Genomic DNA, 13882 nt, shown 5'->3' with positions numbered 1-13882 from the left:
GCTGTACCGGTGGATGCCAATGTCGTCCGGCCGAAAATCGATTAATTCATTTTATCGGAAACAGGAGCCCGAAACAATCCGGGCGTGCACGAATTTTTGATCCGCCGCGATGTCGGCGGCGGATCAATATCTAAGAGTTCTATGCCGCAGGTGCGCGCCGTAGCCCGATCAGCGGCGGCGGAACTGGCCGCCGCGCTGTCCGGGACGGGGCGGTCCGCCTGCCGTGCTGGGACGCTCGTCTTTGTGGCGGAAAATCAGCCGGCCCTTCTCGAGGTCGTACGGCGACATCTCGACCGTCACGCGGTCGCCCGCCAGCGTCTTGATGCGGTTCTTCTTCATCTTGCCGGCGGTATAGGCAACGATCTCGTGTCCGGCGTCGAGTTGCACGCGGTAGCGGGCGTCGGGGAGGATTTCGGTGACCAGTCCTTCGAACTGGATCAGCTCTTCCTTAGCCATGAATTTCTCCAGGTCGTGGACGGCTAGTGCGAATAGGGTTTGCGGTTCGGTTGGCTGTTTGGCCGACTCTCGCGGCGCAAAAAGGCAACGCCTTGTATCCCATCGGGCGTCCCGGCGCTATGCGCGGAACGCTGTTCCGGACGGTCGACAGGCGATGAATGCATCTTACCACCGGAGCGGCGGCGGCGAGAACCCTTCGGGGCATTCGGGCCAGTGCCAGGCCGTCCGTCGGCATGCCTTACCTCGGTGTGCCGTCCTTCACCGTGCCTTCCGTCGCCGTGCTTGCCGGCACCGTGGTGGCGCCCGTCGCCATGTCTTTCGTCGGCACGCCTCCCGTCACCGTGCCGTGCGCCCTGGGGGCGCTGGCCGGGGCGGCCGCCCGGCCGGCCCTGTCGTTGCTGCGACGAGGCGGGGCCGGTATCGCGGCGGCCGGCGTCGGTGCGGTGGTCCTCGCGCGGCAGGGCGACGCGGATCAGCCGCTCGATATCGCGGAGATAGCTGAGCTCCTCGCCGCCTGCGACCAGCGAGATCGCAGTGCCGTCGGCGCCCGCGCGGGCGGTGCGACCGATGCGGTGAACGTAGGTCTCGGGGACATTGGGCAGGTCGAAATTGATGACGTGGGTGATGCCGTCGACGTCGATGCCGCGGGCGGCGATGTCGGTGGCAACCAGGGTGCGGATCTCGCCGGAGCGGAACTGCGCGAGCGTCCGCTCGCGATGGTTCTGGGACTTGTTGCCGTGGATGGCGCTCGCGGCAATGCCGGCCTTTTCAAGGGTCTTCACCACCTTGTCGGCGCCGTGCTTGGTGCGGGTGAAAACCAGTGCGCGGTTGATCGGCTCGTCCTTCAGGAGCTTGGTCAGGAAGGCGGGCTTGGAAGAGAAGTCGACCTGCAGGATGCGCTGGTTGATCCGCTCGGCGGTCGAGGAGACCGGGGTCACCGCGACGCGGGCCGGATCGCGCAGCATGGAATCGGCGAGCTCGGCGATGTCCTTGGGCATGGTCGCCGAGAAGAACAGCGTCTGCCGCTTGATCGGCAGCTTCGCGACGATTTTGCGGATATCGTTGATGAACCCCATGTCGAGCATGCGGTCGGCCTCGTCGAGCACGAGGAACTCGACGCTGGAAAGCTTCAGCCCGTTGCTCTGCACGAGGTCGAGCAGGCGGCCTGGGGTGGCGACCAGAACGTCGACACCCTGCATCAAGGCGCGGACCTGGCGGCCCATCGGCACACCGCCGATGGCGAGCGTCGATGACAGCCGGAGGTGACGGCCGTAGGCGTTGAAGCTGTCGAGTATCTGGCCGGACAGTTCGCGGGTCGGCGAGAGCACGAGTACGCGGCAGGTTTTGGGCTGCGGCTTGATGCGGTTCTCGAGCAGCCGGTGAAGGATCGGCAGCGCGAAAGACGCGGTCTTGCCGGTTCCGGTCTGGGCGATGCCGACGACGTCGCGGCCAGTCAGTGCGGTCGGAATGGTCTGGGCCTGGATCGGAGTGGGGGTGACGTAGTTCTCTTCACGAAGAGCGCGCGCGATGGGTTCGGCGAGGCCGAAATCCTGAAACGAAGTCAAAAGAGGGGTTCTTTCCATGTCAAAAGCGGGCGCCCGGCGCATTCGGCGCGGCGCGCGCAAAAGGGTGTCGAGAAGACACCTGCGTGTTTGGGGTGTCGGATGGGCTTGGGAGAATGGGGCAAGCCAGAGGCCCATACGGGCTTAAGAACACGCGGCTCGCTATGACCCCTTGATTCGCAAGAGGTCTCGGGAGGTCATATGGAACATCGAGGGGGCGCTTTCAAGGCAAACGCGTCCGAAACTGCAATTGCGGTGCAAAAATAGTGATGCCGGAAATTTAGCCAGAATTGGCGGTTTGCTCAAAAAATAAACTGACTGCCGCTTTTGCATACATTTTGATTGCCTAGAGTTTGGGCGGTCTGACTGCGCGGAAACTTCGAATTCTGCCAATTACCTAAGTAAATTCAACCGGTTGATAAGTGATCAGCCCATGGCATGGTTCTTGCGATTCCGTTAATCGCAGGCGGCCGCGGGGCCGTTTCGCAGCATTTTCACGTCTGCGTCAGGGAGATGAGACACTCATGTTTAGGAAATCCACTCACGATATAGCGGCGTCATTGAGCCGCCGCGGCGTGCTCGCCGCGACCGCCGGACTGGTGCTTGGTCTGGCTTCATTGACTGGCGCGAAGGCCGCGGACGACACCATCAAGGTCGGCGTGCTCCACTCCCTGTCCGGCACCATGGCGATCAGCGAAACCACCCTGAAGGATACCATCCTCTTCCTGATCGATGAGCAGAACAAGAAGGGCGGCGTGCTCGGCAAGAAGCTGGAAGCCGTCGTCGTCGACCCCGCTTCGAACTGGCCGCTGTTCGCCGAAAAGGCGCGCGAGCTGATCACCAAGGACAAGGTCTCGGTCGTGTTCGGCTGCTGGACCTCGGTGTCGCGCAAGTCGGTGCTCCCGGTCTTCAAGGAGCTGAATAACATCCTGTTCTACCCCGTTCAGTACGAGGGTGAGGAGAGCGAGCGCAACGTGTTCTACACGGGTGCGGCGCCGAACCAGCAGGCGATCCCGGCCGTCGACTATCTGATGAAGGAAGAGAAGGTGAAGCGCTGGGTGCTCGCGGGCACCGACTACGTCTATCCGCGCACGACCAACAAGATCCTGGAAGCCTATCTGAAGTCGAAGGGTGTCGCCCAGGAAGACATCATGATCAACTACACGCCGTTCGGTCACTCCGACTGGCAGACGATCGTGGCCGACATCAAGAAGTTCGGCTCGGCCGGCAAGAAAACCGCGGTGGTCTCGACCATCAACGGCGACGCCAACGTTCCCTTCTACAAGGAGCTCGGCAACCAGGGCATCAAGGCAAAGGACATCCCGGTCGTTGCGTTCTCCGTGGGTGAGGAAGAGCTCGCCGGCATCGACACCAAGCCGCTGGTCGGTCATCTCGCCGCCTGGAACTACTTCGAGTCGATCAAGACCAAGGACGGGTCGAACGAGAAGTTCATCAAGGACTGGCAGGCCTACACCAAGAATCCCAAGCGCGTGACCAACGATCCGATGGAAGCGCACGTGATCGGCTTCAACATGTGGGTGAAGGCGGTGGAGAAGGTGAAGTCGACCGATCCGGACAAGGTGATCGACGCGCTTCCCGGCATCGAGGCGCCGAACCTGACCGGCGGCGTGTCGAAGATGCTGCCGAACCACCACATCACCAAGCCGGTGTTCATCGGCGAGATCAAGGCGAACGGCCAGTTCGACGTGGTCTGGAAGACCCCCGGGCTCGTCGCGGGCGATGCCTGGTCGAAGGAGCTCGAAGGCTCCAAGGACCTGATCGGCGACTGGGTCGGCAAGAAGTGCGGCAACTTCAACACCAAGACCAACAAGTGTCTCGGTTCGGGCTCCTGATCCGGATCTGACGTCCATTGCAAGATCGGAGAGGGCGGCGATCCCGCCGCCTTCTCCACTCATTTCTGCCGGGGTCATTCACAGTGCCAGCCCATTTGTCCGCCCGTCTCTGCACGCTTGCACTCTCTTTGTTTCTGATCGCGTTCGCGCTGCCGGCCTTCGCCGGTCCGTTCGAGGATGCGGTCGCCAAATTCGCCAATGACGATTTTTCCGACACGGAAGAGGCGATCGGTGTGGTCGCGAGCAGCGGCAACAAGCTGGCCTTTCCCATCATCAGCGCGCTCCAGGACGGCCGCCTCATGGCTGATTCCGACAGCAAGAAGGTTTACGTCACCGGCGCCGACGGCAAGTCGATCGACGCTGCGACCGGCGAGGCGGTCGCCGCCGTTCCGGACAGTGCGAGCGCGGTCCGTCTCAACAACCGTCTTCGCCGCAGCGTCGATGCCGCGATCGGCAGCCTGACGCTTCAATCGCCGGATGTGGGAACGCGCCTGCAGGCAGCGCAGTCGGTGTTCAAGTCGCACGAGGAGACCGCCCTCGAGGCGGTTGATGCTGCGCTTGCCAAGGAGACCAACAGATCCGTCAAGACCGCGCTCGGTGAGGCCCGCGCCGCGATCCTGCTGTTCAAGTCCGACGCCAGCGAGGTCGAGAAGCTCGAGGCAGTGGCCACCCTCAAGGCGCGCGGCGACCAGGATGCGCTGGCGCTGCTCACCGGCATGGGCGACCAGCCGGCGTCGGTAACTAAGGCCGCCGCCAGCGCGATCGGCTCGATCCAGAGCTCGCTCGCGGTCTGGTCCATGGTGCAGAACGCCTGGTACGGCCTCTCGCTCGGCTCGGTGCTGTTGCTCGCGGCGATCGGACTCGCCATCACCTTCGGCGTGATGGGCGTCATCAACATGGCGCACGGCGAGATGGTGATGATCGGGGCCTACACCACCTTCGTGGTGCAGGAGGTGATCCGCACCCGCTATCCCGGCCTGTTCGACTATTCGCTGCTGATCGCCGTGCCTCTCGCCTTCCTGGTTGCCGGCGCCATCGGCGTGCTGATCGAGCGCAGCATCATCCGTTTCCTCTACGGTCGGCCGCTCGAGACGCTGCTGGCGACCTGGGGCCTGTCGCTCGTGCTGCAGCAGGCGGTGCGAACCATGTTCGGTCCGACCAATCGTGAGGTCGGCAACCCCTCGTGGATGAGCGGCGCGTTCGAGCTCGGCCAGATCACCATCACCTATAACCGGCTCTGGATCCTCTGCTTCACGCTCGCCGTGTTCGCAATCCTGCTCGCGATGCTGCGCTATACCGCGCTGGGGCTGGAGATGCGCGCGGTGACGCAGAACCGCCGCATGGCGGCCTCGATGGGTATCGCCACCTCGCGCGTCGACGCGCTGACTTTTGGACTCGGCTCCGGTATTGCCGGTATTGCCGGCGTGGCGTTGTCGCAGATCGACAATGTCAGCCCCAATCTTGGCCAGAGTTACATCATCGACAGTTTCATGGTCGTGGTGTTCGGCGGGGTCGGCAACCTCTGGGGCACCTTGGTCGGCGCGTTCACGCTCGGCATCGCCAACAAATTCCTGGAGCCGGTCGCCGGCGCCGTGCTCGGCAAGATCGCGATCCTGGTCCTCATCATCCTGTTCATTCAGAAGCGGCCGCGCGGCCTGTTCGCGCTCAAGGGCCGTGCGGTGGAAGCATGACCCCTCACATGCTGACGCGATCGCTGGACCGTGGCGCGACGATCTTCCTCGCCGTCGTCGCCGCCTGCGGCATCCTCATCCCACTCTCCAACCTGCTGTTGCCCGCGGACTCGTTCCTGCAGGTGCCGACCTATCTCGTCGCGCTCTGGGGCAAATATGTCTGCTACGCCATCCTCGCGCTCTCGATCGACCTGATCTGGGGCTATTGCGGCATCCTCTCGCTCGGCCACGGCGCCTTCTTTGCGCTCGGCGGCTACGCCATGGGCATGTACCTGATGCGGCAGATCGGTACCCGCGGCGTCTATGGCAATCCGATCCTGCCGGATTTCATGGTGTTCCTGAACTGGCAGAAGCTGCCCTGGTACTGGTACGGCTTCGACATGTTCTGGTTTGCCGCGCTGATGGTGCTGGTCGTACCGGGCCTGCTCGCCTTCTGCTTCGGCTGGCTCGCCTTTCGCTCCCGCGTCACCGGCGTGTACCTGTCGATCATCACGCAGGCGATGACCTATGCGCTGCTGCTCGCCTTCTTCCGCAACGATTTCGGCTTCGGCGGCAACAACGGCCTCACCGACTTCAAGGACATTCTGGGGTTCAACGTGCAGGCGGAGGGCACCCGTGCCGCGCTGTTCGCGCTGAGCTGCCTGGCACTGATCATGGGTTTTCTGATCTGCCGCGCCATCGTCTCATCCAAGCTCGGCAAGGTGCTGATCGCGGTGCGTGACGCGGAATCGCGGACGCGCTTCCTCGGCTACCGCGTCGAATCCTACAAGCTGTTCGTGTTTACGGTTTCGGCCTGCATGGCCGGCGTCGCCGGTGCGCTCTACGTGCCGCAGGTCGGCATCATCAATCCGAGCGAGTTCGCTCCGGGTAACTCGATCGAGGCGGTGATCTGGGTCGCGGTCGGTGGCCGCGGGACGCTGGTCGGTGCCGCGCTCGGCGCCGTTGTCGTCAACTACGCCAAGACGTTCTTCACCTCCGGCATGCTGGCGCCGTACTGGCTGTTCATGCTGGGCGCGCTGTTCATCCTGGTGACCCTGCTGCTGCCGAAGGGCATCGTCGGCACCTTCAATGCCTGGTTGGCCCAGTCGAACGAAAAGCGCGCCGCGACCTCTGTGAGCGTCGCGGCCGAAGACGGCGTCACAGAACCCAAGATGGCGGAGTAGGCGGTCATGAACGTCATGGACACCCGCGCGACCTCCGCGATGCTCTATCTCGATGGCGTGCACGTCTCCTTCGACGGCTTCCACGCCATCAACAATCTGTCACTGACGCTCGAGCCCGGCGAGATGCGCGCCATCATCGGCCCGAACGGCGCCGGCAAGACCACGATGATGGACATCATCACCGGGAAGACCAAGCCCGACGAGGGTGCCGTGCTGTTCGACGGCGTCACCGACCTGACGCGGCTCGACGAGACCCGGATCGCCGAGCTCGGCATCGGCCGGAAATTCCAGAAGCCGACCGTGTTCGAGAGCCAGACCGTGCAGGACAATCTGCTGCTCGCGCTCAATGTCGACCACAGCGTCAAGGCCACGCTGTTCTGGCGCGGCAGCAAGGCGGAATCCGAGCGCATTGACAGGGTGCTGGAAACGATCCGTCTCACCGACGCCCGCAACCGCCTCGCGGGCAGTCTCAGTCACGGCCAGAAACAGTGGCTCGAGATCGGCATGCTGCTCGCGCAGGACCCCAAGCTGCTCCTCGTCGATGAGCCCGTCGCCGGCATGACCGACGTCGAGACGCATCTCACGGCCGAGCTGCTCAAGGAGATCAACAAGACCCACACCGTCATGGTGGTCGAGCACGACATGACCTTCGTGCGCGAGCTCGGCGTCAAGGTCACCTGCCTGCACGAAGGCACCGTGCTCGCGGAAGGAACCATCGACCAGGTCTCGTCCAACGAGCGGGTCATCGAAGTCTATCTGGGGCGCTGAGCCATGCTTGAGGTCAAGAACATCAACCTGTTCTACGGTGCGGCGCAGGCGCTGCGCGGCGTCTCGATCTCGGCGGAGCCCGGCAAGGTGACTTGCGTGCTGGGGCGTAACGGCGTCGGCAAGACCTCTCTCTTGCGTGCCATGGTCGGGCAATATCCGATCTCCTCGGGCACGATCGTGTTCGATGGCAGCGATATCACGGGTCTGAAGCCCTATGAGCGTGCGCGCAAGGGCATCGGTTTCGTCCCACAGGGCCGCGAGATCTTTCCGCTGCTGACGGTCGAGGAAAATCTCAAGACCGGCTTCGGGCCGCTCAAGCGCGAAGACAAGCATATTCCGGACGACGTGTTCTCGCTGTTTCCGGTGCTGCAATCCATGCTCGGCCGGCGCGGCGGCGACCTCTCCGGTGGCCAGCAGCAGCAGCTCGCGATCGGCCGCGCACTGGTGATGCGGCCGAAGCTGCTTCTGCTGGACGAGCCGACCGAGGGCATCCAGCCCTCAATCATCAAGGACATCGGCCGGGCTATCTCCTACCTGCGCAACCTCGGCAACATCGCCATCGTGCTGGTCGAACAATATCTCGACTTTGCCTGCGAACTCGGCGACAGTTTCGCGGTGATGGATCGCGGCGCGGTGAAGTTCACCTGCGGTCGCGCCAACCTGGATCCCGGCGAGATCAGCCGCCAGATGGCGCTGTAAGTCGGGGACCGGTAAGCCAAGAAATCCTGCCGCGACCGGCTGGGGAGACGGATGCGCAGCGACGCTTCAGCGACAAGTTCGGTGTTCGAGGCCAACCGCGCCCGCGGCGCTGTCAGGTTAGACGTGCACGCTCGTGACGGTGTGACGCGGCGCGGGGCCTTGCATGAATCCGGTTCGCTCCGCGTGCGCTTTCCTTCGCCCGAAGACGAGGGCCTCTCCGGCGTGTTCGTCAACACCGCCGGCGGCGTCGCCGGTGGTGATCGCTTCGACATCGAGATATCGGCGGCGGATAGCTCGCGGCTGACACTGACCACCGCGGCGGCCGAAAAGGTCTATCGCGCGCCCGGGCCCGCGGCGCAGCTCGGGATTGCCTTGAAGGTCGCCGCGGGTGCACATCTCGCCTGGCTGCCACAGGAGACGATCCTGTTCGATCGCGCCCGGGTTCACCGCCGCTTCGACATAGCGCTCGACGAGAACGCTTCGCTCCTGCTTTGCGAGATCGTCGTGTTCGGCCGCACCGCCATGGGCGAGCGGATGGAGCAGGGCGAGTTCGTCGACCGCTGGCGGCTTTCCCGCGGCGGCAAGCTGGTCTTCGCGGAAACGGTCAGGCTCGACGGCCATATCGGCGCAAAGCTCGCGCGATCAGCGGTCGCCAGGGGTGGCGCGGCGATCGGCACGGCTCTGATCGTGCCCGGCGATGAGGCACTGGTCGAGCGTATCCGCGAGGCGTCGGAGCCTTTCTCCGGCGAGGTCGGGATATCCGCCTGGAATGGCTTTGCAATGGCGCGGTTCTGTGCCCAAGATGCGGCGCGTTTGCGCGCCGACATGATGGCGGTGCTGGCGCGCACCGGTGTAGCCCTGCCGCGACTCTGGCTGAACTGATCACGGGTTGAATTGACGTGTTGAACGGAAGAGATTTCGCATGAACCTGTCTCCCCGCGAAAAGGACAAGCTTTTGATCTCGATGGCGGCGATCGTGGCGCGCCGCAGGCTGGATCGCGGCGTCAAGCTCAACCATCCCGAGGCGATCGCGATCATCTCCGATTTCATCCTCGAAGGCGCGCGCGACGGCCGCACCGTTGCCGAGCTGATGCAATCCGGCGCGCAGGTGCTGACCCGCGATCAGGTGATGCCCGGCATTCCCGAGATGATCCACGACATTCAGGTCGAGGCGACCTTTCCAGATGGCACCAAGCTCGTCACCGTGCACGAGCCGATCCGATAGGAGTGCGACATGATCCCCGGCGAACTCTTCATCCAGGACGGCGAGATCGAGCTCAATGCCGGCCGCAAGACCGTGACGCTGACGGTCGCCAACACCGGCGACCGCCCGATCCAGGTTGGCTCGCACTACCATTTCTTCGAGACCAACCCCGCGCTGAAGTTCGACCGTAAAAAGGCCCGCGGCATGCGCCTCGACATCGCCGCCGGCACCGCCGTCCGCTTCGAGCCCGGCCAGACCCGCGACGTGCAGCTCGTCGCCGTGGCCGGCAAGAAGACCATCTACGGTTTCCGCGGCGACATCATGGGCAAGCTGTGACACCCGGAGGAACGAGCGCGGCGCGGCACGGTTGAGGCGGAAACGGAGGTTTTTTTCATGCTGTCCCCCATCCGCCTCGTCTCGGAAGCTGCCGAACTCGCCGCGCACCGCCACAACGGCATGGCGCGTAAGGGCCGCGGCAACGAGCCCTACATCAATCATCTCGCCGAGGTCGCGAACCTGCTTGCGACCGCGACCGATGGGGCTGACGCCGAGCTGGTCGCGGCCGGCTGGCTGCATGACACCATTGAGGACACCGACACCACGCGCGAGGAGCTGGCACAGAGATTTTCCGAGCGTGTCGCTTCCCTCGTCGCCGAATGCACCGATGACATGAGCCTGCCGAAGGCAAAACGGCGGCAGAAACAGATCGAGGACGCGCCCCATAAATCGCAGGGTGCCAAGCTGATCAAGATCGCCGACAAGATCAGCAACACGGGCGCGCGCATTCAAACCGACCCGAGTGCTGAGGAGCGCGAGGATCTCGCCGATTACATCGCGTGGGCCACGCAGGTCGTGGCGGGTTGCCGCGGCGGCAATGCGTGGCTCGACGAGAAATTCGATGATGCCGTGAAAGCAGCGAGGGCGCTGCTATGACCCACCAGACATTCAAACGCAAACGGGGCTTGTGATGTCCGTCAAGATGAAGCGTTCCGTCTATGCCGACATGTTCGGCCCCACCACCGGCGACAAGGTACGCCTCGCCGACACCGATCTGATTATCGAGGTCGAGAAGGATTTCACCACCTATGGCGAGGAGGTGAAGTTCGGCGGCGGCAAGGTGATCCGCGATGGCATGGGGCAGTCGCAGGTCACCAATAGGCAGGGCGCGGCCGATACCGTCATCACCAATGCGCTGATCGTCGATCACTGGGGCATCGTGAAGGCCGACGTCGCCATCAAGGACGGCATGATCTCCGGGATCGGCAAGGCCGGCAATCCCGATATCCAGCCGGGCGTCACCATCATCATCGGCCCCGGCACCGACGTGATTGCGGGCGAAGGCAAGATCCTCACCGCCGGCGGCTTCGACAGCCACATCCATTTCATCTGTCCGCAGCAGATCGAGCACGCGCTGATGTCAGGGGTTACCTCGATGCTGGGCGGAGGCACAGGACCGTCCCATGGCACTTTCGCGACCACCTGCACACCGGGGCCGTGGCACATAGGGCGGATGATCCAGTCGTTCGACGCCTTCCCGGTCAATCTCGGCATTTCCGGCAAGGGGAACGCGTCGCGCCCCGCCGCGCTGGTCGAGATGATCAAGGCCGGCGCCTGTGCGCTGAAGCTGCACGAGGATTGGGGTACCACGCCGGCCGCGATCGACAATTGCCTGTCGGTCGCCGACGATCACGACATCCAGGTGATGATCCACACCGACACGCTGAACGAATCCGGCTTCGTCGAGGACACGATCAAGGCCTTCAAGGGCCGCACCATCCACGCCTTCCACACCGAAGGCGCCGGCGGCGGCCATGCCCCTGATATCATCAAGGTAGCCGGGCTGAAGAACGTGCTGCCGTCCTCGACCAATCCGACACGGCCCTTCACCCGCAACACCATCGACGAGCATCTGGACATGCTGATGGTGTGCCACCATCTCGATCCGTCCATCGCGGAAGATCTGGCGTTCGCCGAAAGCCGCATCCGCAAGGAGACGATCGCGGCCGAAGACATCCTGCACGACCTCGGCGCGCTCTCGATGATGTCCTCGGACTCCCAGGCGATGGGCCGTCTCGGCGAGGTCATCATCCGGACCTGGCAGACTGCCGACAAGATGAAGAAGCAGCGCGGGTCGTTGCCGCAGGACAAGGGCAGGGACAACGACAATTTCCGCGTCAAGCGCTACATCGCCAAGTACACGATCAATCCCGCGATCGCGCATGGCGTGTCGAAGCTGATCGGCTCGGTGGAGAAGGGCAAGCTGGCCGATCTCGTGCTGTGGTCGCCGGCTTTCTTCGGCGTCAAGCCGGACTGCATTGTCAAAGGCGGCACGATCGTCGCGGCGCCCATGGGCGATCCTAACGCCTCGATCCCGACGCCGCAGCCGGTGCATTACCAGCCGATGTTCGGCGCGTTCGGCAAGGCGCGTACGGCATCCTCGGTGGTGTTCACTTCCAAGGCCGCGGTCACCACTGGGCTGGCGCGAAAGCTCGGCATCGACAAGAAGCTCTATGCCGTCCAGAACACCCGCGGCAGGATCTCCAAGAAGAGCATGATCCACAACGATGCCACGCCCAACATCGAGGTCGATCCGGAGACCTACGAGGTGCGCGCCGATGGCGAGCTGCTGACCTGCCCGCCTGCGGAGGTGCTGCCGATGGCGCAGCGATATTTCATGTACTGAAATAGCGCCTCAACGCATGGAGGGGAAGTCTGGCCGCGTGTCCGGGAACGGCCTTTTGCGGTTTTGCGTTCGGTGCCGCCTGGTCTAATGTCCCGCCCGGTATCTTAACCCTCAGAAGAAAAGCCGGGAGGATTTCTCGTGATCTACGTCGTTGCAACCTTGACCATCAAGCCCGAAACGCGCGCCGAGTTCATTGCAGCCGCCACGGCCTGCATCAAGGAGACGCGGAAGGAGCCCGGCAATATCGCCTATGATTTGCACGAGAGCGTCACCGATCCTGCCAAGATGGTGTTCGTCGAGCAGTGGGAGAACGCCGAGGCGCTGGTGCCGCATCGCGCCATGGAGCACATGAAGACGTTTGGCCGCGTCGCGGTGAAATGCTTCACGGCGCCGCCGAAGATCGAAATCATCACGCCCGAGAAGGTCGAGACACGGTAAAGAGGTAAGACGCATGATCCGGGCGACGCAGGTCAAGGGACAGCACCGCTTCACGGAAGCGCCGGTGGATACGGTCGTGCTCGATTTCGACGACCGGCACCGCCGCCGCATGGCGATGACCGGCACGCGCGGCCTCGAATTCCTGCTCGACCTGGAGCATGCCGTTGCGCTGCGCGGCGGCGACGCGCTGGTGCTGGAGGACGGCCGGCTGATCGAAGTGGTCGCGGCGCCCGAGCCGCTGCTCGAGATCCGCGGCCGCGATCCGCACCATCTCATCCGGGTCGGCTGGCATCTCGGCAATCGCCATCTGCCGACGCAGATCATGGCCAAAGCCTTGCGCATTCGCCGCGACCACGTCATCGAAGCCATGGTAAAGGGCCTCGGCGCCCGCGTGATCGAGATCGAGGCGCCGTTCGATCCCGAGGGCGGGGCCTATGTCGATACGAGCCACGCCCATGGACACGAGGACCATGCGCATCACGATCACGGCCATCATCACCATGATCACAGCCACCACGATCATGATCATGCCGCGCATGATCATGGCCACGGTCACCACGATGAGCATTGCGACCACCCCGACCATCGCCACGGCCACAAGCATGCTCATGACCACAAATGAGCCGGTCGGCGCCGGTGCCCTTGCCGAGGGTGAGGCAGCGGCGCTGTACCGGCTGATGACCTGGCTGTCGCCGGCGTTCCCGGTCGGCGGTTTCTCCTACTCCAGCGGCCTCGAATGGGCCGTCGAGGCGGGCGACATCACCGACGCCGCCTCGCTGGCGGATTGGCTCGATGCGATGCTCGGCGACGGCTCCGGCTTTTGTGACGCGACGTTTCTGGTCCACGCCCATCGCGCCACGGAAGCGGGCGAGACTGCCGCTTTGAACGAGATCGCCGGGCTCGCAAGCGCCTTCGTGCCGTCGCGCGAACGGCAGCTCGAGACGACCTCGCAGGGCCGCGCCTTCATCGACATCGCCCGCTCCGCGTGGAATGCCGACGGACTGGATGCCATGATTGCGGCATGCAGCACTCCGCTGGTCTATCCCGTTGCCGTCGGTGTCGTCGCCGCGATGCACACCGTGCCGCTGGCGCCGACGTTGCACGCTTTCCTGCATGCGCTGGTCTCGAACTGGATCTCGGCGGCCAGCCGGCTCATTCCGCTCGGCCAGACCGATAGCCAGCGTGTGCTGGCAAGGCTGGAAGCCGCCGTCGCCGCGACCGCCGATCGTGCGCTGGACGCGGCATTGGACGATCTCGGCAGCGCGACCTTCCGGGCCGATCTCGCCAGCCTGCGGCATGAGACGCAATATACGCGGCTGTTTCGCTCGTGACCGGCGCGGCTTCAACCAATCGAGAGAGAGCGAA

Annotated in this window: 15 protein-coding genes; 13 read left to right on the top strand and 2 right to left on the bottom strand. The window is 63.9% G+C overall.

The features are described 5' to 3' along the window. Positions 1-168: 168 nt before the first annotated feature. Together infA and EHH60_RS09690 are read right to left on the bottom strand one after the other, a co-directional pair. A complete protein-coding gene (gene infA / locus EHH60_RS09695) occupies positions 169-456 on the bottom strand; it encodes a translation initiation factor IF-1 (RefSeq protein WP_024340539.1) in 288 nt (95 codons plus the stop codon). 23 nt (positions 457-479) lie between these two features. Then, positions 480-2063 carry a DEAD/DEAH box helicase gene (locus EHH60_RS09690; RefSeq protein WP_124159240.1) on the bottom strand — a complete coding sequence of 528 codons (1584 nt, stop codon included), beginning with the start codon at positions 2061-2063 and terminating at the stop codon, positions 480-482. Positions 2064-2542: 479 nt separating this feature from the next. Between EHH60_RS09690 and urtA the strand changes: the two genes are divergently transcribed. The 13 genes from urtA (at position 2543) to EHH60_RS09625 (ending at position 13848) form a co-directional block, all read left to right on the top strand. Then, a complete protein-coding gene (gene urtA / locus EHH60_RS09685) occupies positions 2543-3871 on the top strand; it encodes an urea ABC transporter substrate-binding protein (RefSeq protein WP_124159239.1) in 1329 nt (442 codons plus the stop codon). 83 nt (positions 3872-3954) lie between these two features. Beyond that, positions 3955-5562, top strand: a complete 1608-nt coding sequence (urtB, locus tag EHH60_RS09680) for an urea ABC transporter permease subunit UrtB (RefSeq protein WP_124159238.1) — start codon at positions 3955-3957, stop codon at positions 5560-5562. Continuing rightward, complete coding sequence (urtC, locus tag EHH60_RS09675) at positions 5559-6725, top strand: urea ABC transporter permease subunit UrtC (RefSeq protein WP_124159237.1); 1167 nt, start codon at positions 5559-5561, stop codon at positions 6723-6725. The genes urtB and urtC overlap by 4 nt, the downstream gene beginning before the upstream one ends. Before the next feature lie 6 nt (positions 6726-6731). Continuing rightward, the gene (gene urtD / locus EHH60_RS09670; protein WP_124159236.1) at positions 6732-7493 is read left to right on the top strand and encodes an urea ABC transporter ATP-binding protein UrtD; all 762 of its coding nucleotides are present in this window, start codon (positions 6732-6734) and stop codon (positions 7491-7493) included. Positions 7494-7496: 3 nt separating this feature from the next. Further along, positions 7497-8192: an urea ABC transporter ATP-binding subunit UrtE gene (gene urtE / locus EHH60_RS09665; RefSeq protein ID WP_124159235.1), complete on the top strand. Its 696-nt coding sequence runs from the start codon at positions 7497-7499 to the stop codon at positions 8190-8192. A gap of 51 nt (positions 8193-8243) precedes the next feature. Continuing rightward, positions 8244-9074, top strand: coding sequence for an urease accessory protein UreD (locus EHH60_RS09660; RefSeq protein WP_124159234.1), 831 nt, complete (start codon positions 8244-8246; stop codon positions 9072-9074). Between the two features lie 40 nt (positions 9075-9114). Continuing rightward, positions 9115-9417: an urease subunit gamma gene (locus EHH60_RS09655; protein WP_007605424.1), complete on the top strand. Its 303-nt coding sequence runs from the start codon at positions 9115-9117 to the stop codon at positions 9415-9417. A gap of 9 nt (positions 9418-9426) precedes the next feature. After that, positions 9427-9732 (top strand): urease subunit beta, encoded by a 306-nt coding sequence (locus EHH60_RS09650; RefSeq protein WP_124159233.1) that lies wholly within the window; start codon positions 9427-9429, stop codon positions 9730-9732. Positions 9733-9789: 57 nt separating this feature from the next. Beyond that, the gene (locus tag EHH60_RS09645) at positions 9790-10329 is read left to right on the top strand and encodes an HD domain-containing protein (protein ID WP_124159232.1); all 540 of its coding nucleotides are present in this window, start codon (positions 9790-9792) and stop codon (positions 10327-10329) included. A gap of 34 nt (positions 10330-10363) precedes the next feature. After that, entirely contained in the window at positions 10364-12079 is a 1716-nt protein-coding gene (gene ureC, locus EHH60_RS09640) for an urease subunit alpha (protein WP_124159231.1), read from the top strand. A gap of 138 nt (positions 12080-12217) precedes the next feature. Then, the gene (locus EHH60_RS09635) at positions 12218-12517 is read left to right on the top strand and encodes a putative quinol monooxygenase (protein WP_124159230.1); all 300 of its coding nucleotides are present in this window, start codon (positions 12218-12220) and stop codon (positions 12515-12517) included. Between the two features lie 13 nt (positions 12518-12530). Further along, positions 12531-13139, top strand: a complete 609-nt coding sequence (locus tag EHH60_RS09630; RefSeq protein WP_124159229.1) for an urease accessory protein UreE — start codon at positions 12531-12533, stop codon at positions 13137-13139. Beyond that, complete coding sequence (locus EHH60_RS09625) at positions 13120-13848, top strand: urease accessory protein UreF (RefSeq protein ID WP_124159228.1); 729 nt, start codon at positions 13120-13122, stop codon at positions 13846-13848. Before EHH60_RS09630 ends, EHH60_RS09625 begins: the two co-directional genes overlap by 20 nt. The last annotated feature ends 34 nt before the right edge of the window (positions 13849-13882 follow it).

Source organism: Bradyrhizobium sp. RP6 (assembly GCF_003837805.1).
Classification (GTDB): domain Bacteria; phylum Pseudomonadota; class Alphaproteobacteria; order Rhizobiales; family Xanthobacteraceae; genus Bradyrhizobium.
Note: the sequence above shows the minus strand (reverse complement) of the source record. Positions and strands in the feature narration are given on the sequence as shown.